The sequence below is a fragment of the Nocardia vinacea genome (genome assembly GCF_035920345.1).
Taxonomy (GTDB): Bacteria; Actinomycetota; Actinomycetes; order Mycobacteriales; family Mycobacteriaceae; genus Nocardia; species Nocardia vinacea_A.
Window position 1 is genome coordinate 7,491,143 of the sequence record NZ_CP109149.1, and the last position, 21,198, is coordinate 7,512,340.

14 protein-coding genes and 1 pseudogene are annotated in these 21,198 nt (G+C 65.6%); 8 read left to right on the forward strand and 7 right to left on the reverse strand.

Annotated elements, in window-relative coordinates; all coding sequences use genetic code 11:
- Positions 1-43: 43 nt before the first annotated feature.
- Complete coding sequence (gene dcd, locus OIE68_RS34110; protein ID WP_327095079.1) at positions 44-616, forward strand: dCTP deaminase; 573 nt, start codon at positions 44-46, stop codon at positions 614-616.
- Positions 617-911: 295 nt separating this feature from the next.
- Here the strand turns inward: dcd and OIE68_RS34115 are convergent, their stop codons facing one another.
- Positions 912-1,361 carry a hypothetical protein gene (locus OIE68_RS34115; protein ID WP_327095080.1) on the reverse strand — a complete coding sequence of 150 codons (450 nt, stop codon included), beginning with the start codon at positions 1,359-1,361 and terminating at the stop codon, positions 912-914.
- A gap of 233 nt (positions 1,362-1,594) precedes the next feature.
- On the opposite strand from OIE68_RS34115, the gene OIE68_RS34120 reads away from it, so the two are divergent.
- From OIE68_RS34120 to OIE68_RS34130, 3 genes and pseudogenes are all read left to right on the forward strand, one after another.
- On the forward strand, positions 1,595-2,935 hold the full coding sequence (locus OIE68_RS34120) for an XRE family transcriptional regulator (RefSeq protein WP_327095081.1): 1,341 nt from the start codon (positions 1,595-1,597) through the stop codon (positions 2,933-2,935).
- Positions 2,936-3,281: 346 nt separating this feature from the next.
- On the forward strand, positions 3,282-4,538 hold the full coding sequence (locus OIE68_RS34125) for a pyridoxal phosphate-dependent aminotransferase (protein ID WP_040697080.1): 1,257 nt from the start codon (positions 3,282-3,284) through the stop codon (positions 4,536-4,538).
- Between the two features lie 456 nt (positions 4,539-4,994).
- Positions 4,995-6,263 (forward strand): annotated as a pseudogene (locus tag OIE68_RS34130) (YibE/F family protein); the annotation flags it as partial.
- A gap of 478 nt (positions 6,264-6,741) precedes the next feature.
- Here OIE68_RS34130 and OIE68_RS34135 read toward each other — a convergent pair.
- Together OIE68_RS34135 and OIE68_RS34140 are read right to left on the reverse strand one after the other, a co-directional pair.
- A complete protein-coding gene (locus OIE68_RS34135; protein ID WP_327095082.1) occupies positions 6,742-8,076 on the reverse strand; it encodes an Hsp70 family protein in 1,335 nt (444 codons plus the stop codon).
- A 151-nt stretch (positions 8,077-8,227) separates the two neighbouring features.
- Positions 8,228-9,550, reverse strand: a complete 1,323-nt coding sequence (locus tag OIE68_RS34140; protein ID WP_327095083.1) for a UDP-glucose/GDP-mannose dehydrogenase family protein — start codon at positions 9,548-9,550, stop codon at positions 8,228-8,230.
- A gap of 149 nt (positions 9,551-9,699) precedes the next feature.
- Between OIE68_RS34140 and OIE68_RS34145 the strand changes: the two genes are divergently transcribed.
- From OIE68_RS34145 to OIE68_RS34155, 3 genes are all read left to right on the forward strand, one after another.
- A complete protein-coding gene (locus OIE68_RS34145) occupies positions 9,700-10,245 on the forward strand; it encodes a YdcF family protein (RefSeq protein WP_327095084.1) in 546 nt (181 codons plus the stop codon).
- Between the two features lie 120 nt (positions 10,246-10,365).
- The gene (locus OIE68_RS34150; protein ID WP_327095085.1) at positions 10,366-11,595 is read left to right on the forward strand and encodes an acyl-CoA dehydrogenase family protein; all 1,230 of its coding nucleotides are present in this window, start codon (positions 10,366-10,368) and stop codon (positions 11,593-11,595) included.
- A complete protein-coding gene (locus OIE68_RS34155) occupies positions 11,595-12,743 on the forward strand; it encodes an acyl-CoA dehydrogenase family protein (protein WP_327095086.1) in 1,149 nt (382 codons plus the stop codon). Before OIE68_RS34150 ends, OIE68_RS34155 begins: the two co-directional genes overlap by 1 nt.
- Positions 12,744-12,913: 170 nt before the next feature.
- Here the strand turns inward: OIE68_RS34155 and OIE68_RS34160 are convergent, their stop codons facing one another.
- Positions 12,914-16,036 carry a (Fe-S)-binding protein gene (locus tag OIE68_RS34160; RefSeq protein ID WP_327101918.1) on the reverse strand — a complete coding sequence of 1,041 codons (3,123 nt, stop codon included), beginning with the start codon at positions 16,034-16,036 and terminating at the stop codon, positions 12,914-12,916.
- Positions 16,037-16,500: 464 nt separating this feature from the next.
- Here OIE68_RS34160 and OIE68_RS34165 point away from each other — a divergent pair, with 464 nt between their 5' ends.
- Positions 16,501-17,250, forward strand: coding sequence for a hypothetical protein (locus tag OIE68_RS34165; protein WP_327095087.1), 750 nt, complete (start codon positions 16,501-16,503; stop codon positions 17,248-17,250).
- Between the two features lie 52 nt (positions 17,251-17,302).
- On the opposite strand, the gene OIE68_RS34170 is transcribed toward OIE68_RS34165, so the two are convergent.
- The 3 genes from OIE68_RS34170 to OIE68_RS34180 all read right to left on the reverse strand — a co-directional run bounded on the left by OIE68_RS34170 (position 17,303) and on the right by OIE68_RS34180 (position 21,152).
- Positions 17,303-18,187: an NRDE family protein gene (locus tag OIE68_RS34170; protein WP_327095088.1), complete on the reverse strand. Its 885-nt coding sequence runs from the start codon at positions 18,185-18,187 to the stop codon at positions 17,303-17,305.
- 177 nt (positions 18,188-18,364) lie between these two features.
- Positions 18,365-19,675, reverse strand: a complete 1,311-nt coding sequence (locus tag OIE68_RS34175) for a S1 family peptidase (RefSeq protein ID WP_327101919.1) — start codon at positions 19,673-19,675, stop codon at positions 18,365-18,367.
- Positions 19,676-19,787: 112 nt separating this feature from the next.
- Positions 19,788-21,152, reverse strand: a complete 1,365-nt coding sequence (locus OIE68_RS34180; protein ID WP_327095089.1) for a S1 family peptidase — start codon at positions 21,150-21,152, stop codon at positions 19,788-19,790.
- Positions 21,153-21,198: the final 46 nt, after the last annotated feature.

Genomic DNA, 21,198 nt, shown 5'->3' on the forward strand with positions numbered 1-21,198 from the left:
GGCGGCTGAGCAGCGGTATCGAGCAGGCGCTACGCTCGTCGGCGTGCTGCTTTCCGATCGTGACATCCGTGCGGAGATCGCCGCTGGGCGTCTCGGCGTCGAGCCGCTCCTGGAAGAACTGATCCAGCCGTCGAGTATCGATGTGCGGCTGGATGGGCTGTTCCGGGTATTCGACAACACTCGATACACCCATATCGATCCCGCGCAACGTCAGGATGAGCTGACCAGTCTGGTCGAGCCCGACGCGGGGGAGCCGTTCGTGCTGCATCCCGGCGAATTCGTGCTCGGCTCCACGCTCGAGGTGTGCACGTTGCCGAACGATCTGGCCGGTCGGCTGGAAGGTAAGTCCAGTCTCGGACGGCTCGGCCTGCTGACTCACTCGACGGCGGGCTTCATCGATCCGGGCTTCAGCGGCCACATCACACTGGAACTGTCGAATGTGGCGAATCTGCCGATCACTCTGTGGCCGGGTATGAAGATCGGTCAGCTGTGCCTGTTGCGCCTGACCAGTCCGGCCGAGAACCCCTACGGCAGCACCAGCGCGGGTTCCAAGTACCAGGGCCAGCGCGGACCGACCCCCTCCCGGTCATATCTGAACTTCCCGCTGCCCACTTAGTTTGTGGCAGTGCGGGTTGCGGCGGGCCGGAAGTAGTTGCATCCGGCGGCAGGCACTTTCGGCAGCGACCCGTACGCCTCGGCGTCAATCCGAACGAGCTTCCTCGTCTCGCTCGGATCTCGCAGATGCGTACGGGTTTCGGCTCCAGGACGCAACCCCACTGCCCTTTCGCTGCCTCTTCGTCCACGCTGGATCGCGCTGCACCGGCCCGGAAACAGCCGACCGAGCCCGTCCCTGTCGACTGCCAGTAGAGGGGCGGACTCGGTAGGCCCGGCGGCGGGGACCGACGACGCATTCAGTCCCCGCCACCCGCCCCCACCGCGAGTGCCGTCGTGATGACGACGGATAACGGTGGGAGCGTGTCGCCGCGACTCGGTGGGTTGACCCAGAAGCACCCTTCCCGGGTCCACCGCCCGAGCCCGGTCGGCAACATCACGGCACTGCCTATGGCCGGGATGCCTATATCGAGACGGTTCAGTACCTCCAATACCTGCGCGCCCGGCCGACTGTCCGGCTCGGCGAGGAAGCTCCAGCGAATCTGCCTGGCCAGCATGGGGCCCCTCGTCCCCTGCTGTTCCAGTGCGGCCCTGACCTTTTCGGCCCGAGCCGTCGGCAGATGGACAACGCAGACCCGGCCGGTGATGGGCAGCATCACGAACCCGCCGCGCTCGGTGACCGGTAATCCGAACTCGTGCCGGTAATAGGCCACCCAATCGTCGACTGTTCTGAGTTTCTCCACGTTCACGGCCAACTCCTTGCCTCCTCTATCCAAGGGTCCTGTGCCGGACGGCGATTCGGGAATTGCCCACCCGCTCGCCTTCTACTGCCATTCCGCTGCCTCTGATAGCGGAAGGCTTTTGCCTGTGGCCGCACTCACAAAGCACTCGTACCCTGGGAAGGAGTTCGTTCGGAAGGGATGACGTCGTGGTCCGGCAGTGGTCAGGTAGAGAGGCCCGTGCCCTTCGCGATGCCAGGCGGATGAGTATCCGGGAGTTCGCGGCACATCTGGGTGTGCACGAGCGGCTCGTATCGAAGTGGGAGGCCGGCGGCGCGCGGGTCCATCCACGTCCGGTGAATCAAGCCGCCCTCGATACATCCCTGGCCAGGTCCGACGATGTTGTGCGGGCGCGGTTTGCGGCCATGATCGATCAACCCGTATTCGATCGACCGACCGCGCCCGGATTCGAAAGGCGGGCCGATGCTTCGGCTCGCGCCAATTATTCGAGTGACGCGGACCTTTTGGCTCTCATAGACGCCGGTGCGATGAGAGGTGATGCGTTAGCGGCGATTTCGGAGAGGGATCTGATCATGGCGGCTGCCCACGAGGCGAGCGAGCACGCCGGCCAGGCCGAGAGCACCAATGTGGGTGCCACCACCTTGGAGCAGCTCGATGCTGATGTCACGCGCATCGCGAACGATTATGTGCACATCCCGCCGGTACCGATGATGGTGGAGATGCTGCGAGTGCGACGCCGGGTGTACCGGCTGCTGGAGGGGCATCAGCGCCCCGCCGATACCAGCCACCTGTATCTGCTGGCAGGCACACTGTCGGGATTGCTCGCCAATGCGAGCACCGACCTCGGCTATCTCGATGCCGCGGGCGAGCAGATCAGAGCGGCCTGGGCCTATTCGGAATTGTGTGGTCACAACGGGTTGCGCGCCTGGACCCGCGGCATGCACGCGCTGATCGAATACTGGTCCGATCGACCGCGTCGGGGAGTGCTGCTGGCACAGAGCGGGCAGGACTTCGCCGAATCGGCTACGGCCAAGGTTCGACTATTGAATATCGAGGCCAGGATCTGGTCTCGGTTGGGCAGTGACGCCGATGCCGATCGCTGTATCCGGGCCGCCGACGATGCCCGCGAGGTGTCCGATACCGACTCGCTGCACGACGAGGTCGGCGGCGTCTTCGGCTTCAACGAGGCCAAGGCCTACTACTACGCGGGCGCGACCTACATCCATCTCGGTCAGGCCGAACCCGCATTGGCCGCGACGCAACAGGCTATCGAGTTGTACGCCAACGGCCCGTCCGAGCGGCGTTCCTATGGCACCGAGGCGATGGCCCGGGTCGACAGTGCCGCGGCGCATCTGATCAACGGCAGTCTGGACGGTGCGGCTGCCGCGCTGGTTCCGGTGCTCGGCCTGGCCGAGGACAAGCGCATCGCCCAACTGGAGGAACGGCTCGTCGGACTGCGGCAACGGATCGCCGGACCGGAGTTCCGCGATGCCGTCGAGGCGCGGTTCCTCGACGAGAAAATCGAAGAGTTCTGCGGAACCACTGCGGCCAAAGGCATCCCACCGGGCAACTCGACGACTTGATACGGCGGAGCGCTGGATCAAACTGCGGCTACAAGCAATATCGCCCACAACGGAGCGAGTCTTACGAGCGACCCCGTTCGCGGCCCGTCTCGCGTCCGAGTGGCCGAAGCGCATGCGCCGCAGGCGCGAGTCTCGACCATCCAGCACGCGTACATCGGGTGCCGAACGCCCCGCTATTACCGACGACCACGGAGCGAGTCTTACGAGCGACCCCGTTCGCGGCCCGTCTCGCGTCCGAGTCGTCGAAGCGCATGCGCCGCAGGCGCGAGTCTCGACGGCTCGGACGCGAGACACCAGGGGGCCGCGAACACGCCGCGGCCACGCGGCCAATAACACAGATGGCACCATAGGCAGGGTGAGTCCTAGCCATCTACCGCATCACCCGCCGCGCGTGCTGGAGCAATCCACGAAGCTGCAGAACGTCCTCTACGAAATTCGTGGACCGGTGGGCGCGCATGCGGCACGGTTGGAGGCGGAAGGGCATCGCATCCTCAAGCTGAATATCGGCAATCCCGCGCCGTTCGGGTTCGAGGCGCCCGATGTGATCATGCGCGACATCATCGCCGCGCTGCCCTATGCCCAGGGCTACTCCGAATCAAAGGGCATTCTCTCGGCCCGGCGCGCCATCGTGACCCGCTATGAGCTGGTTCCCGGCTTTCCCGAACTCGATGTCGACGACGTCTACCTGGGCAACGGCGTCTCCGAGCTGATCACCATCACCATGCAGGCGCTGCTCGACAACGGTGACGAGGTGCTGATCCCGGCGCCCGACTATCCGCTGTGGACCGCCATGACCAGCCTGGCGGGCGGCACTCCGGTGCATTACCTGTGTGACGAGTCCAACGGCTGGCAGCCCGATATCGCCGATATCGAATCCAAGATCACCGATAAGACCAAGGCGCTGCTGGTCATCAATCCGAACAATCCGACCGGTGCGGTGTACTCCACCGAGGTGCTGCAGCAGCTGGTCGACCTCGCGCGCAAGCATCAGCTGCTGCTGCTCGCCGACGAGATCTACGACAAGATCCTCTACGACGACGCCAAGCACATTTCGCTGGCGACGCTCGCGCCCGATCTGCTCTGCCTGACCTTCAACGGACTCTCCAAGGCCTACCGGGTCGCGGGCTACCGCTCCGGCTGGTTGGCGATCACCGGACCGAAGGAGCATGCGGCTGGTTTCCTCGAGGGCATCGATCTGCTCGCCTCGACCAGGCTTTGCCCGAATGTGCCTGCGCAGCACGCGATTCAGGTGGCACTCGGCGGACATCAGAGCATCGAGGATCTGATCCTGCCCGGCGGCCGACTGCTCGAGCAGCGTGATGTCGCGTGGGAGCGGCTGAATATGATTCCGGGCGTTTCCTGTGTGAAGCCGAAGGGTGCGCTCTACGCGTTCCCGAAGCTGGATCCGAACGTCTATGAAATCCACGATGATTCGAAGTTGATCCTGGATCTGCTGCTGCAGGAGAAGATCTTGATGGTGCAGGGCACCGGGTTCAACTGGCCGAATCATGATCATTTGCGGATCGTCACGCTGCCGTGGGCACGGGATCTCGCGGTGGCGATCGAGCGCTTCGGGAACTTCCTGTCGAGTTACCGGCAGTAGCGACTGGACGGTCCGGACCCCCGACTCAGCGTGCGCTGGGCTACCGGATCGCCCCGCTTCCGGGGGCGAAACATACCCCGTGTACGGATAGTTGCGAGTTTTGGTTACTAGCTAGCGCTAAACGAGACTTTTTGTGTACAGTGTCTCTTGGCACTTCGAGTGCCCGGTCAAGTTGTCTACCCCCCCTGGACAACCTGACCTCGGGTTAGGCTGCCTACCCCCCTGGGCGCCAACCTGCGGGCGGCGGAGACATCCCCCTGCTCTCCGCCGCCCCCTCCCGATTTTCCCCACCGGTACAGCATCGCGAAGCGATTCGATGAGGTGGTCGGGCGACGGGTGGGCACCTTTTCATGACTCATCGTTGGTCGCTGTCGGTCCGTGAATCCGATCTTGAAAATGAAATCCTTTAAGCTCGCACCCTGGACTACAGATGAAAAGGTAGGAGTCCGGTGAGCCATGAGTGATCATCACCATCACCACGACCATTCCGGCCCCATCGCGATCGGCGCGACCGCGGCCCGTGTTGTCGTCGGGCTGCTCGCCGCGATCGGTGTCGTGGTCGTGATCGCCGCGATTGTGCTGTGGCCGAGCAGCCAGCACATCGATATCCCGCTGCCGATGCAGAACGCGGGCGGCGGCGCGGTGCAGACCGAGGCCGGAACCGTGGTGATGCAGGACGTCGGCGCGTGCGGCAGCAGTTCGATCGGCAAGGTGTTCATCGATAAGCCGGAGCAGCCGCGCGCCGCCGGCTATACCTGTCAGCGCAGTCTGATCAGCATCGATTCCGGTCCGCACCAGGGCAATCACACCCTGTTCGAAATCGCGCCCGGTCCAGGACAACCCGATCTGCATGCCGGTGACCACATCCGGATCGTGCGGCAGACCGATCCGAGCGGGATGCCGCTGTACTCGTTCGAGGACTACTCGCGCGGGCTGCCGCTGACCCTGATCGTGCTGGCCTTCGTGGTCGTGGTCATCGTGGTGGCGCGCTGGCGCGGGTTGCGGGCGTTGCTCGGGCTGGTCTTCGCCTTCGCGGTGCTCGTGCTGTTCATGCTGCCCGCACTGCTGGACGGTAAGCCCGCTATTCCGGTCGCGCTGGTCGCGGGCGCGATGATCCTGTATGCCGTGCTGTACTTGGCGCACGGTGTGAATCTGCGCACCAGTTCGGCGCTGCTCGGCACGCTGACATCGATGATCGTCGCGGCGGTGCTGTCCTGGGTCGCAATCGAGGTCACGCATCTGACCGGGCTATCCGAGGAACAGAACACCAACGTCGCCACCTACATCGAGCACGTCAGCATTACCGGTCTGCTGCTGGCGGGCTTCATCATCGGTTCACTCGGTGTGCTCAACGATGTCACCATCACCCAGGCCTCGGCCGCCTTCGAACTTGCCGCCATCGATGAAGCCGCTTCGCGCCGTGAGGTTTTCGCAGCCGCTATGCGCGTCGGCCGGGACCACATCGCGAGCACGGTCTACACCCTGGTGCTGGCCTACGCGGGTGGCGCGCTTCCGTTGCTGCTGCTGTTCAGTGTGGCGGGCCGCTCCATCCGCGACGTCCTGACCGGCGATGCCGTCGCCATCGAAATCGCCCGGTCCTCCGTCGGCGGTATCGCGCTGGCCCTTTCGGTCCCGTTGACCACCGCGATCGCCGTTATGCTCGCCCGCCCCTTCGGGCACAAGCCCGAACCCGCGGCCCCCGCCCGGCACTCGCGGCATGCGAAGTCCGAGGCGTCCGCACCTTCCCGTCGTTCGCCGTCCCGATCCTCCGCCGCCGCTCCCAGCCGCCAACGAACCTCAACCCCGACCCGGGATGACGAGCCGGGCCCGGCTGCCTGGAACGACCAACCCTCGAATCCCGGGACATACGAACGCAGTCGGGGCTACCGCAGCGCCGACCCACGGGACTACGAACCCGAGTACGACACCGACCCCCGCGGCTACCGCCGCCCGGATCCGCGTGGATCCTGGGACGACGACGGCCCTGCCTCTCGGTAACCGCCGCCCGGATCCGAGAGCGCGGGGGGCGACGAAGGGCTCGCCTCTCGGCAACTGTCGCAGGGTTCAGCCCAACTATCCACCGCCCTACACTCTCGCAAGTCGAGTGCGCACCGCGCTACCGGGTGTGCACTCACCACAAAGGGCGTGCAATACGAGACCTACTGCCGCATAGCCTGCTTCGCTGGGAGTACAGGTCACCAGTTCAGCGCGGCGCGGGTGGCGGGAAGGGGAGGATCACGGGCGGAATCGTCGGCACCACGATCGGCGGAAGTCCTGGCACGACAATGGTATTCGGGCCGGGCGTGGGCGAGGGCGGCTCCGTGGTCGTCGCACGGTACGGTGGCGGGGCGGCCACCGACTCAGCGGACTCGGTGGTGCTGGCCGGGGCGACGGCGATCTGCGGGTCCAGGGTGGTGGTGCGCGGCGGGCTGGTCGGCGAGACCGAGGTCGGGTGGTCACTGCTCTGCGAATCGCGCGTGAGAACCTGTGGGCCGTAACCGAGTCCGAGTCCGATCGCCGCGACGACAGCCAGTGCACTGACAGTAAGCACCGCACCATTGATTTCCCGCTTGCCGCGGCGCCGCTTGGGCGGTGCGGATAGCCAGGCGGGTGCGAGCTCATCGTCATCGACCAGCGAACCTGCGGCGGGTGCGTGCTGCTGCGGGGTCTGGACGACCGTGCGCACCGGACGCGCCATCAGGGCGGCACCGCGGGTGACCACCGTCTCCGGGCTGTCGGGCACGATGACCGGCACACCCATCCAGCGTTCGAGTACCTTGGCGATCAGCGGAATTCGCGAACAACCGCCGATCGCGAGCACACCGTGCACCGGACGATCCGAGCGCACGATGACATCGCGCGCCATCCGCGCCGACGATTCGATGGCCAGCATGATGAGGGCCTCGAAATTCTCCTGGGCCAGCAGCACCAGCCCTTGTTCGCTGGGCAGTGCCACGGCGGTATTCGAGGACAGTTGCTCCTTGGCCTCGCGGCACAGTGCGTCCAGGGCGGCCAGCCCCGCCGAATCCGGCGGATGCGCGATCCGGCCCGAGGCGATCTGCTGTTCGCGGATCAGCGAATCCAGGTAGTCGCCGCTGATATCGCTGGTGCGTTCACTGTGGCGGGTCTCACGGGTCTGGGTGTCGACGACGCTGACTGTCAGTCCGGAGCTGCCGAGGTCGTAGACGACGAGTGAGGAGATGCCGCGAATATCCCCGGTGGCCTGCGCGAATTCGACCGCCGCGACAATTTCGGGCACCAGTTCGTAATTGGTGAGCTGCTGACGGGCCATGGCCGCGCGCAGCGCCTTGGCATGCTGCTCACTGCGGTAGGCGATCGCGGTGGCCGCGATACCGGGCATGGATTCCAGCGTCACGCCGATCGCCTCGGCGGCCAGCTCCTCCACCTGGTGCTCGACAACCGGAATGGTCTGTAGATCGAACGAATGCGGTGCGATGGGGCCGTGGGGGCTCGCGGTGTGTGGTCGCGCCATACGGACGGCGCCGGCCCCCACCGAAACTCCCAGAACCGAACTCATCAGCTGCCCATCCCGTTTCACACATCACGACATGCGAGCCTGCGTCGCCCGCCGGGGAATCGGCCCGCTCTCGGGACCCTACCGCCGATGTCCGACAGACCCGAAGGCAGGACCTGATCGTCCCGGTGTCGCCCCCGCGTCGCAGGCAACTCTACGGTGTGCCGAGTCCGGCGTACACCCATCCGGCGTCTCTCCAGGTGGCTCGATTGAGACAGTTCCGACCGTCGATGATCGACCGTTTGCGAACCACCGGATCGAGATCTTGCGGACGCAATGCGACGAATTCCTCCCACTCGGTCAGCACCAGCACCACATCGGCGCGATCGCAGGCCTCGGTCACCGAGGTCGCGTAGTTCAATGTGGGGAAGACCCGTCGCGAATTCTCCGCCGCCTTCGGGTCGTACACCGTCACCACCGCGCCGTGCAGCTGGATCATCCCGGCCACATTCAGCGCGGGTGAGTCACGCACATCGTCGGATTCGGGTTTGAAGGCCGCACCCAGCACCGCCACATTGGCGCCGAGCAGCGATCCGCCGCAGGCCCGCGCGGCCATATCGACCATCTTGGTGCGGCGGCGCATATTGATGTTGTCGACCTCGCGCAGAAAGGCCACCGCGTGATCGGCGCCGAGTTCGCCGGAGCGCGCCATGAACGCGCGGATGTCCTTGGGTAGGCAGCCGCCGCCGAAACCCAGTCCGGCATTGAGGAATCGGCGGCCGATCCGCGCGTCGTAACCGAGTGCGTCGGCCAGCATGGTCACATCGGCGCCGGTCGCCTCGCAGACCTCGGACACGGCGTTGATGAAGGAAATCTTGGTCGCGAGAAAGGCATTCGCGGAGACCTTGACCAATTCGGCGGTGGCCAGGTCGGTCAGCAGGAACGGCACCTCGGCTGCGATCAGGTCCGCGTAGATCTCGCGCACCAGTTCCTCGACCCAGGCGGCGCTTTCGCGCTCGCGATCCACGCCGAGCACCAGTCGATCGGGACGCAGTGTGTCCTTCACCGCGAAACCCTCACGCAAGAACTCCGGATTCCACGCCACCTCGACCTCGGCGTCGGTCAGCGCGCGGGCCCGCGTACCCAATGCGGCGGCGGTTCCCACGGGCACCGTCGACTTCCCCACGATCACCGACGGCCGCTCCAACAGCGGTGCGAGCGTATCGACCACGGCGTGCACATATTTCAGGTCCGCGGCGTACTCGCCCTTCTTCTGCGGTGTCCCGACCCCGAGGAAATGCACCTGGGCGTGGTCGGCCGCCTCCGCGTACGAGGTGGTGAAGCGCAGCCGACCGGCGTCCAGGTTCCGGCGCAGCACCTCCTCGAGCCCGGGTTCGTAGAACGGCACCACACCATCGGACAGCTTCGCGACCTTGCCCGGATCGATATCCACGCCGATCACATCGTGTCCGAGCTCGGCCATGCACGCCGCGTGCGTGGCCCCGAGGTACCCGGTTCCGAAGACTGTGCATCGCATAATCGATTGATAGGTCCCGTCGATGGCCACCCCACGTCAGCGAGGCAAGGGTCTCGGCAACAGCAGATGTACATGTGGCGACATGAATTGCGGATAGCCCCGCTGACCTGCGCAAATTCATCCGTGGCGGCCCGGTTACGATCGATCTTGTGCGACGCCGGCGCAGTATCCGAGCCCGCAGCGCCTGGGTGGTACTCGGCGTTGCGGTGGTGGTTTCGGTCGCGGGCCTGTGGCCGGTTTACGTCCGGCCACAGGTGGACGCACCCGCGAAAGCCGATGCGATTCTCGTGCTCGGCGGCGCGCACGATGGGCGCGAGAAGCTGGGGCTGCGGCTGGCCAGTGCGGGGTACGCACCCCGGGTGCTGTTCTCGGACCCGTATGAGAACAGTGCGCTGATGAATCGAATCTGCCACAGCCGCTACAGCTTTCAGGTCACCTGCTTCGATCCGTCGCCGCGCACCACGCGTGGTGAGGGTCGTGAACTCGCCGAACTCGCCGCAGCGCAAGGTTGGCGTCGCGTCATCGTCATCACCTTCACGCCGCATATCTCGCGGGCCCGCTACATCCTCGGGAAATGCTGGGACGGTGAGGTGCTGATGGTGGATCCGCGGCCGCGTCTTTCGGTCGCCAGGTGGGCCTACGACTACTTCTACCAGTCCGCCGGATACGTCAAGGCGTTCTTCGAAGACTGCTAGCGCCCACAAGTGCAGGCAGGTGGCATCAGTTTGATTTTCGGCGTGCGACAGACGTACATTGCGTCTCGTGGGGCCGCAGAGCGACCCGATGCAATGACGCAGATCCCTCCGGGAGGGCAGATGGATTACGACTGGTCAGCGGCCGATCTGGACTTTCGCGACGAGGTTCGCGCATTTCTCGACGAGAAGCTGACGCCGGAGCTGCGGCGGGCCGGGCGCTTGGCGACGAGCGTGTACCCGGACCACGAGGCGAGCATGCAATGGCAGCACATCCTGCACGAGCGCGGCTGGGCCGCACCGGCCTGGCCGGTGGAACACGGCGGCTGCGATTGGAGCCTCACCCAGCACTACATTTTCAATCGCGAGTCGATGCTGGCCGGTGCGCCGTCGCTCTCGCCGATGGGTATCCGGATGGTCGCGCCCGCGATCGTCGCATTCGGTACGCCGGAGCAGAAGGCCTTCTATCTACCGCGCATCCTGACCGGGGAAGTCTTCTTCTGCCAGGGCTATTCGGAACCGGAGGCCGGTTCGGACCTGGCCGCGCTGACCATGGCCGCCGTCGATGACGGCGCCGATTTCGTCTGCACCGGCAGCAAGATCTGGACCACCCATGCGACCGAGGCGAATTGGATTTTCTGCCTGGTCCGCACCTCGCGCGAGGGGAAGAAGCAGCAGGGCATCACCTTCCTGCTGATCGATATGACCACGCCGGGCATCGAGATCCGCCCGCTGGTGATGACCTCCGGCGAACAGGTGCAGAACCAGGTCTTCTTCGATAACGTCCGGGTGCCGAAGGCGAATGTGCTCGGTCGGATCGATGACGGCTGGACCGTCGCGAAATATCTGCTCGTGCACGAGCGAGGCGGTGCGGCCGCGCCGATGCTACAGGTCATGGCCCAAGATGTGGCCACCGCGGCGGCCGAGCAGACCGGACCCGACGGCAATCCCCTGATCGATGACGCGGCCTTCGCGGCGAAGTTGGCGGAGGCTCGAATTCGCACCGAGGTGCTCGAAATCCTGGAGTACCGCACGCTGTCGGCGATGGCGCAGGGCAAGAATCCGGGGCCGGCGTCCTCGATGCTCAAGATCCTGGCCACCGAATTGAGTCAGCGGCTCACGGAATTGGCGCTGGAGGCGGCCGGTCCGCGCGGCCGGGTTTATCAGCCGCATGCCACCGCGCCGGGTGGGCCGATCGCCGAATTCACCCCGCCCGCCGACGGCTATCGCAGCGGCGCGGACTGGCAGGCCGTCGCGCCGCTGCGCTACTTCAACGACCGGGCGGGCTCGATCTATGCGGGCAGCAACGAAATTCAGCGAAATATCCTCGCCAAGGCAGCATTGGGGCTCTGATGGACTTCACCTTCACCGATGAGCAGGAACTGCTCCGCGACGCGGTGGCCGGATTCCTCGGCGCCCGTTACGAATTGGCCAAAAGCCGGGGCGCGGCGAAATCCGATGCCGGTTGGCAGTCGAGCATGTGGCGCGGATTCGCCCAGGAGCTGGGCATTCTCGGCGCCACGCTGCCCGAGCGGGTCGATGGTATGGGCGGTGGTCCGGTCGAGTTGATGATCATCACCGAGGAACTCGGCCGTGCGCTGGTCGTCGAGCCGTATGTCGACACCGTGGTGGTCGGTGCCGGTCTGCTGAATCGCACCGGTGGCGAGCGTGCGGATTCGGTACTGCGCCAGATCGTTTCCGGTGCGGCGCGGACAGCGTTCGCGGCGCTGGAGCCGAGCTCGGGGCAGACGCTGCACGACGTATCGACCACCGCGCGTCGCGATGGTGACGCGTGGGTGCTCGATGGCGTCAAGACGGTCGTGACCAGTGCACCGCTGGCGACGCATCTGCTCATTAGCGCGCGCACCGCCGGTGATCGGCGCGATAGGGACGGAATCTCGCTATTCCTCACCGAATTCGATGCCGCAGATCTGCCCGCCGGTGTCGAGGTGCATTCGTATCGGACGATCGACGACCGGGTCGGCTCCGATATCACCTTCACCGGCTTCCGATTGCCAGCCGATGCGCTGCTCGGTGCCGAGGGTGCGGTATGGGACGCGATCGATGCAACGGCGGACGAGGCGATCGCCGCGATCGCGTCCGAGGCTGTCGGCTGCATGCGAAAGGTGTTGGCGGACACCGTCGAATACGCCAAACAGCGGCAGCAGTTCGGCCAGCCGATCGGCAGTTTCCAGGTGCTCCAGCATCGCATGGTCGATATGTTCATCGAGCTCGAGCAGGCCATTGCCGCGGTGTATCTGGCCGTCTACTCGTTGGGTGCTGCCGCGCCGGACCGGGCGCGGGCGGTCTCGGCTGCGAAGGTCACCATCGGTCGTGCCGCGCGCTTCATCGGCCAGAACGCCGTGCAACTGCACGGTGCTATGGGCATGACCGAGGAACTCGCGATCGGCCACTACTTCAAGCGACTGACCGCGATCGAATACGAATTCGGTTCCAGCGACCAGCATCTCGCTCGTTATGCGGCGCTGACGAGGCCATAGTCGTGTCCGAAAGGGCCACCGCCATGGTCGAGCTGCTCATCTCCGGAAAAGTAGCCACCGAACTCCCGTCCCTGGACGATTGGTTGGCATAGCACCGGGCGGTCAACGAAAAGCGAGCGGCCCGGGTGCGCATTGTGCACCCGGGCCGCTCGCTTGTTTCCGCTTACCCGTCAGTTCTTGCGGCCGGGGGCCTTGGCGCCGGATTTGAAGCCGAGGCCGCCGGGCTTGGCCGGCGGGGGTGCCACGGCGGGGGTGCCGTTGCCGTTGGTGGGCTGGTCCGGTTCGTCGGCGGGTTCCGTTGCGGCTTCCGGTGTGGTGGAGGCCGGTTCAGCGGGGGCTGATGGAGCCGAGCCAGCCGTGCCGGGGGCCTTGGGGCCGGGGCGTTTGAAGCCGGACTTCATGGCCAGGCCCTTGGCGGGGATGGACGGCTTGGTTTCGGTTGGGGTCGAAACCGGTTCGGTGGCGGGGGTTTCCGCTGCCGGGGCCACTTCGGCGGGGGTCGAGGCTTCCGGTGCCTTGGCTCCGGGTGCTTTCGCCGCGCCCTTCAGGGCGAGCCCCTTGCCCGGTGCCTTCGCCGGACCCTTCATTGCCAGACCCTTGACCGGCGGTGCTGCCGGTGCCTCGGCGGCGGGTGCTGCTTCGGTCGCGGCGTCGGGAGTTGCCTTGGCGCCGGGTGCTTTCGCCGCGCCCTTCATGCCGAGGCCCTTGCCCGGTGCCTTGGCGGGGCCCTTCATCGCGAGGCCCTTGACGGGCGCTGCCGGAGCAGTCGCCTCTGCCGCGGTGTCCTCGGCCGCAGCCGGGGTCGCCTTGGCGCCGGGTGCCTTCGCGGCGCCCTTCATACCGAGACCACCACCTGGTGCCTTGGCCGCACCCTTCATACCCAGACCACCGGGTGCCTTGCCGCCGCCCTTCATCGCCAGACCGCCACCGGCCGGAGCCGCCTTCGGTTCGGCGGGCGCTACATCATCGGGAAATGCCGGTTCGGGTTCGGCGGCAACCGGTTCCGGCTCGGGGGCCTGCTTCGGTTCCTGCACCACGGTCAGGTTCTCGGTGAGCTTCGACGAGTCGACCCGGTCGATGGCGTCGAGCATCAACTGCGCGACATCGACCACCTCGACGCCCTGGCCGACCTCGCCGCCGTCCTTGCGGGCGGTGACACCGTCGGTGAGCATGACGCGGCAGAACGGGCAGCCGGTCGCGATCTTGGACGGTTCGTTGCCACCGTTCAAGGTGGACAGCGCCTCGTCGACGCGATCGATATTGATCCGCTTACCGAGCTGCTCTTCCATCCACATCCGCGCGCCACCGGCGCCACAGCACATGGAACGTTCGCCGTGCCGGGGCATTTCGACGAGGGTGGAGCCGGAGGCCTCCATCAACTCGCGCGGCGCATTGTAGACCTTGTTGTGGCGGCCCAGGTAGCACGGGTCGTGGTAAGTGACATTCTGCGATACCGAGGCGACCGGGATCAGCTGCTTGGTGCGCACCAGCCGGTTCAACAGCTGGGTGTGGTGCACCACCTCGTAGGTGCCGCCGACCTGCGGGTACTCGTTGTTCAGCGCGTTGAAGCAGTGCGCACAGGTGACGACGATCTTCTTGCGCGACTGCTCGACGCCCTCGAATACCGAGTTCAACAGTTCGATGTTCTGCTGCGCGAGCTGCTGGAACAGGAATTCGTTACCCGCCCGGCGCGCGGAGTCACCGGTGCAGGTCTCGTCGGCGCCGAGCACCATGAACTTCACGCCCGCGGTGGCCAACAGCTCCGCGACGGCCTTGGTGGTGCGCTTGGCGCGATCCTCGTACGCACCCGCACAGCCGACCCAGAACAGGTACTCGTACCCGTCGAAGGAGGCAATCTCTTCCCCGTTCGGGGCGGACTGGCCGAAGACCGGGATCTGGAAGTCGAGTTCGTTGATCCAGTTCAGCCGGTCCTTGGCGTTCTGGCCCCACGGATTGCCCTTGTTCTCCAGGTTTTTGAACAACCCGGCCAGCTCGGAGGGGAACTCCGACTCGATCAACACCTGGTAGCGGCGCATATCGATGATGTGATCGACATGCTCGATATCGACCGGGCACTGCTCGACGCACGCACCGCAGGTGGTGCAGCTCCACAGCACCTCGGGGTCGATGATGCCGTTGACATCCTCGCCGCCGACCAGCGGGCGCTCGGCCTCGGCCTTGGCCAGCTCGGAGATCTTGGCCAGCTTCGCCTCGTTGGGCTTGCCGTCGCCATCGACCAGACCGACCTCGTCGCCGCCCATGTCTTTGCGGCCACCGGCCAGCAGGTACGGGGCCTTGGCGACACCGTGGTCACGCAGCGACATGATCAGCAGCTTGGGCGACAACGGCTTACCGGTATTCCAGGCCGGGCATTGCGACTGGCAGCGACCGCATTCGGTGCAGGTGGTGAAGTCCAGCCAGCCCTTCCAGGAGAAGTCCTCGATCCGGCCCGCGCCGAAGGTGTCGGCATCCGGGTCGGCGGTCTCCATATCGACCGGCTTGCCCTTGGACATCATCGGCTTCGCGGCACCCAGTGCGACGCCGCCGTCGTCCTCGCGCTTGAAGTAGATATTGAAGAAGGCCGCGAACCGGTGCCAGGCCACACCCCAGTTGATATTGCGACCGACCAGCAGCAGGAAGGTGCTGCCCGAAACCATCTTGATGAACGCGAAGATGGCGACCATCGCCACGCTGGACGGCAGCAGTTTGGCCACCTGCATGGTGAAGAAGTCGGTCCACGCCTCGGAGTGGCCGTAGGTGGCGATCTTGCCCGCCTTCACCATGACCATGCCGATGCCCTCGAGGAACACGATCGCCTCGATGACGTACGCCGGGGCGAACCGGGAACCGCTGAATCGCGACAGCCGCGCGGGCACCCGCGGGTGGTTGAGCTGGCGAATGACGATCAGCACCAGGATGCCGATCACGGTGCCGATGCCGAGCAGTTCGTCCCACAGGTGGTAGATGCCCCAGCTGCCGATGATCGGCCAGTGGAATTCGGGATCGAAGGTCTGCCCGTACGCCTCGAAGTACAGGATGAAACCGCCGAGGAAGCCGATCATCACCAGCCAGTGCGCCCAGCCGACCGTGCGGAATTTGTTCATCCGGGTGTGGGCGAGGAATTCGACGATCATCGTCTGGAGGCGCGGTAAGAATGGTCGCCAACGATCCGGCGCGGGCTGGCCGATCATGATCGCGCGGGTCATTTTGCCGACGCCACCGACGAATGATGCCCAACCCAACAGGCTGAACGCCACACCAATCGTGCCCAGCGTCAATGTCAGGGCATTCATGTCGCGACCTTTCTTTTGAGGCAACACGAGCGTGGGCGGCGATCTGGCCGCCCGGTTGGCTCGTATACTAACTGCAGGTAAGTTACCCACCGGTAACTTACCTGTCTATCGTACGATCGGCGGTTGGATCTTGCCCCCTCTTCCTGGGGCTTGACCGGATTTTCGCCTGTGATGGATTTCACGAAGATCGTGCGATCCGAGTGTGACTCGGGGCGACAACCACCGTAAACAGTGCGCGGTGCGCATTTGGCGGTAAGGACAGGCTTAGTCACGCCGAGATCACAATGTGAAAAACCAATCTCGCATCTTCATGTCGGTTCGATTACGCTCACGACGTTCTGTTCGCTGTGCCTGTCTTTCACACTGCTCGGGGAGAATCCGGGGTCCGACCACCTCGGGTTGATGAGCGCTCTCGCGTGTACGGAAGCGGCGCGCGAACAACCTGATGATGGATTGGAAACTGAATGAATCTCCGCAGCACCACCGCGGCTGCCACGATGGTCATCGGCGCTATGACTGTCGGATTCGGAGTTGCTCACGCCGAGCCTGCCCCTGCGGCCGCTCAACCGATCAGCTACTCCGTCAAGCTCGTGGACAAGACCGTCGTCGCGACCCTCAAGGGAGGGACCTTCGAGCTGACGAAGTCCGACGAGGAATTGAAGGACCCGGACCTCTACACCGTCAAGGACGAACTCGGTAACGCCGTTCTCTCGGTGCCGCTCGACGTCAACGTGGGCGATGGCGATAACCAGACCCCGGTCGACGTCAAGCCGGTTGTGAAGGACGACGGCAAGGTGCTCGAACTGACGCCGGATCAGAGCGTCAAGGTCGAGCAAAAGGCGAATACGGTCAACGCCATCGCCAAGCCGATCGCCTCCCCGGATGAAGACCAGCGGGCAATGAACGAGTTCTCTACTCAGTTCGGCATCGCCACGGCGGTCGGTGGCTTCGTCGGCACCGCCATCGGTGTCGTCGCCGGTGGTGTCATCGGCTGCATCCTCGGCCTGCCACTGCTCGGTGTCGGCTGCATTCCGGCCGCTATCGCGGGCGCTGGTATCGGTGGCATCCTCGGCACCCTCGCCGTCGGTGGTCCGATCCTGACCCTCGCGGGCATCGACCTGATCAACACCCTGCAGGCGGCGCCCGGCACCACCAAGTTCGCCGAGAAGTCGGTGCCGGCCCAGCAGCCTGCGCCGGCCCAGCAGCCGAACTGATCTCGATCGAACTCGACCGGCCCGCTCCCACCAGGAGCGGGCCGTTTGCGTTTCAGGCCTGATGCTCGCGCAAATCCAAACTGCCGCTGAAGGTTTCCTCGCCCTTGTGCCGTCCGAACCGCCCGAAGGAACGCTCGGCCATCTCGAACGAACCGTCCTCGCGCACCAGCAGGACCGTGCTCGCCCTGGTCCCGTGCAGTGCATTGGCGATGAATCTGGCCGAGAGCGTGCGCTCGCGCCGCAGCGGAACTCCGGTGTGCGGCAACAAATCATCGGGCGCCTCGGTGCGATCGGCCAGCACCTCGAAGTAGCGCGCGACATTGCCGGGATCCGATTCGACCACCGTGCGCAGGTCGGTGAGACCGCCGCGCACCTTGGGCCAAATGGGTTGGGGCGCTTCGAATGCCGCCCCCGGGCCGGGTGCGGCCGAGGCGATGAACATGCCGTTGGATACCCCGTGGAAGCCCGGTGTCAGCTCCTGGGGCGGTCGTGCGCTGCGGTTGGAGTGCCACCACAGTGATTCGAGATCCGAGACCAGCACGTTGTAGCCGTTGTAGTCGTCGGGGGCGGCGGCTACGTCGAGCACATAATTCTCCGGGGTCAGTAGTTCACGCTGGTCGCCGGTGCCGCGCAGGAAATCCATCAGCAGCGCGCCGCGCGAACGGGCATCGCCGCGTTCGTCTTTCGGATTGCGCACATTGGTGACGGTGGCGAATCGATTGCGGCCCTTGTCTTCCCGTGTCAACCCGAGCCAGGTACCCGGCGGATCGCCCGCAACCTTGCGTAGCGCCCCGAGATCGCGCCCGGCCAGCAGTCCGGGCACCTCGGACCACCATCGCATCGACTCGGTCGGGCGGGAGTAGAACTCGTCGCGGTTGGCCGCGACGATCAACCGATACTCCGGATGGACCCGCCAACCGATCAACACCAAACACATGCATTCCAGGATGCCGGAAGGTCGCCGGGCCCCACAGGGCATTGCTGACCTTTTCGAGCGACCTGCAAGCAGCCGCCAGCAGCGCACTCGGGCAACGCGAGTTCAGTGGATCGGGCCCGAGGACAGCGAAAAGGCCGACAGCGTCGCCGCTGTCGGCCTTTTCGCGGGTTCTGCTAGTTAGTTGACCTTGAGACCCGGGTTGTCCGAAAGAACCACGCTGACCGGCTGGGCGAACAGCTGCGGGGCATTGCCGGTGAGAGCACCGATCAGATTCGGGATCTCGCAGATCGGGAAGTCGGCTACCGACGACGCGCTGGAGATGCCCAGTGCCATCCGGCCGGACACGATCGCGCCGCCGCTGTCACCGGGCAGGGCGCAGATGTTGGCGGAGAAGGCCTGGGTGAGCTCCCGGTCGCCGACCTGCACGGTCTGGTCGACGGCGTTCACGATGCCGCAGCTGAAGCCGGTGCGCGCACCGGACTTGCAGACCGGAGCACCGACCACCGGCACGGCAACGCCCTCGACCGCGACCGGCTGGCCGGGCTGGCGCACGAAGTTGTTGCTGAACCGGTCCTTGGCCTGGTCGTTGATCCGGATGATCGAGTAGTCCTGGGAGCCGAGCACCGACTTCTGGAACGCGCCCACTTGCGCACCCGCCCGATCGCCGGCCAGCTCGTAGACGCCGGCCGCATTCCCCGAACCCGCCGACGAAATGTCCGGATTGCAGTGGCCCGCGGTGATGTTTACGACGTTGCCGGCGCGGTCGGTGCCGTTGAAGCCGAGCGAGCAGCGCAGCGACGTCTTTCCGGCGATCGAGGCGAAGCCGTCGCCACCGGCCAGCGGACCGGTCTGCATCGCACCCGCGACCGGGGTGGTCTGCAGCTGCTCACCGGCGATCGGCGGGACCGTCACGATGACCCGCGACGGGTCGACGAAGTTCGGCATCGGCAGGCCGGCCTGCTCGACCCGCACCGCGATGCTGTTGTTGACGGGATCGACCACCACACCGCGCACGAGCGCGGAGACCGCCTCGGGCTGCCCCTCCAGCCAGCGCTCGAACGCGCTCTTCTCGCCGCGCAGCGCCGCCTCGCTCTTGGCGACATTGCGGACCTCGAATCCGGCCGACGTGGCCGCCTGGCGCGCCTCATCGGCACCGGGGCCCTGCGCGAGCGCCACCACCGCCTTGCCGCCGTCATCGAGCCACGAACCCGCGAAGACCTGCGGGAACTGACGCTGCGCCGTGGTGGCGAAGGCTGCGAGCTGCTGTGCCAGATCGGCCCGGTGCAGGTACTCATCGGGGGAGATCTTCAGATCGCGCGCGACCGCGGTGATCAGGTCGGCGGGCAGAGCCGGCTGGTCGGGTTGTGCGTTCGCCACTGCTGCCGTTGGACCGAACAGCAGAATCGCCGCCGAGGCGGCGATAACTGTTTTTCGGACCCGGGTCTGTCGCGCAGCTGATCGGAACTGACCTATACGTGGCAGGAGCATGCCCATACCTTAAAGTGTCCGGCCGGTTATGCCTACTTATGTCCGGATGTTGTTCGGCCCACTAATCGACCGGCGGTCGGTTTATCGGAAATACGGTGTCCGACAAGCCCTCTCACCCGGCGTTCGGACGGGTCCGCAGCGCGATGCCGGTACCGACGCCGCCGCCGGCGGACGCGTCGATATCGGCCAGGATCGAGCGGATCGGGATGCCGAGGGTCGCGGTGCCGCCATATTGCGCGAGTGCGATATTGGCCTCGTTGCAGTCGGGCGCGTCGGCGGCATTGGAACCGCTGGTGATGCCGAGGGCCAGCGTGCCGGAGACGATCGCGCCGCCGCTGTCACCGCCGAGCGTGCAGGCCGAGCTGGCGAAGCCACGCACGGTCTTGCTCACGCCCTCGGCGGTGTACAACTGGGTTTCGACCCGATCGGCCACCACGAACCCGCAGGTGAAGGTGGAGGACTGGCCCGACTTGCAGATCGGGGCGCCGGTGACCGGCTCGGCAGTGCCGGTGATGGTCAGCGTGGTCCCATTGGAGCCGCGCACCGACGGCTGGTCCATGCCCGCATTGACCGAGCGCTCGTTGAGCTTGATGACGGAGTAGTCGAGCGCGGTCGGTCCGCCGAGGCGCGCCTTGACGAAGTTGCCGAGCTCGATGCTGTTCGGGATGTCCCTGACATTGGGCAGGTAGACCGCAGCGTGCTGGTCGTCCTTTTCCAGGTTCGGGTCGCAGTGGCCTGCGCTGATGTTCAGCGCGTTACCCGCCGCGTCCACGCTGTTGAAGCCGAACGAGCAGACGTCGACGCCGCGCAGCGAGGTGTCCTTCAGCGAGGTCGGCGCGGTGATGTAGGTGTCGCCGCCCATCGGACGGCGTTCGATCGGGCCGCCGCTATTGGGCGAAAGGATGACCTTGACATTGGCGATCAGGGTCGGCAGGTTCAGCGCGTGGCCGACCGGCGTATTGGCGACCGACAGCACCAGCTGGCTGTTCAGGAAGTCGACCGCGACGGAGTTGATCGACTGGGAGATCTCCTTGGGCAGCGTGTTGACCCACTGATTCAGCTGCATCAGCGAGTTCTCCAGGCCGTTCGCCGAGATCGGGGCCAGATGGGTCTGGTAGCCGTCGGCCGCGGCGATCTTGGCGGCGTCGACCGAGGTGACCGCGACGACCGGCTTACCGTCGGTGCCGAGCCAGGCACCCGCGTAGGTGTCGGGGCGCTCGCTGCGGAACGACTCCGCGTATTCGCTGAGCTCCTGGGCCTCGGCGGAGCGTTCCAGATACTCCGCGGGCGTCATCTTCAGATCGCGGGAAATGGCCTCGACGAGTTCGGGCGGCAGGTTCTCGGCGGAAAGCTGCCCGGGTGCTGTCGGTTCGGCCGAAGCGGCGTTGGTGATGAGCAGGGGTGCGATGAAAACGGTCGCGGCGAATCCGATCGAGGCTGCCTTGACCGCGGCGCTGCGCGCCACCAACTTGCGCATGAAGTCCCTTCGTCGGCACGGGATGTGCCAGCCACTACACCGGTCA

Excerpts from the sequence above, each read along its gene's own strand:
- OIE68_RS34160 (WP_327101918.1), bottom strand. The coding sequence starts at position 16,036 with ATGAATGCCCTGACATTGACGCTGGGCACGATTGGTGTGGCGTTCAGC.
- OIE68_RS34140 (WP_327095083.1), bottom strand. The coding sequence starts at position 9,550 with ATGCGATGCACAGTCTTCGGAACCGGGTACCTCGGGGCCACGCACGCG.
- OIE68_RS34135 (WP_327095082.1), bottom strand. The coding sequence starts at position 8,076 with ATGAGTTCGGTTCTGGGAGTTTCGGTGGGGGCCGGCGCCGTCCGTATG.
- OIE68_RS34180 (WP_327095089.1), bottom strand. The coding sequence starts at position 21,152 with ATGCGCAAGTTGGTGGCGCGCAGCGCCGCGGTCAAGGCAGCCTCGATC.
- OIE68_RS34155 (WP_327095086.1), top strand. The coding sequence starts at position 11,595 with ATGGACTTCACCTTCACCGATGAGCAGGAACTGCTCCGCGACGCGGTG.
- OIE68_RS34165 (WP_327095087.1), top strand. The coding sequence starts at position 16,501 with ATGAATCTCCGCAGCACCACCGCGGCTGCCACGATGGTCATCGGCGCT.
- OIE68_RS34170 (WP_327095088.1), bottom strand. The coding sequence starts at position 18,187 with ATGTGTTTGGTGTTGATCGGTTGGCGGGTCCATCCGGAGTATCGGTTG.
- OIE68_RS34175 (WP_327101919.1), bottom strand. The coding sequence starts at position 19,675 with ATGCTCCTGCCACGTATAGGTCAGTTCCGATCAGCTGCGCGACAGACC.
- OIE68_RS34120 (WP_327095081.1), top strand. The coding sequence starts at position 1,595 with ATGAGTATCCGGGAGTTCGCGGCACATCTGGGTGTGCACGAGCGGCTC.
- OIE68_RS34150 (WP_327095085.1), top strand. The coding sequence starts at position 10,366 with ATGGATTACGACTGGTCAGCGGCCGATCTGGACTTTCGCGACGAGGTT.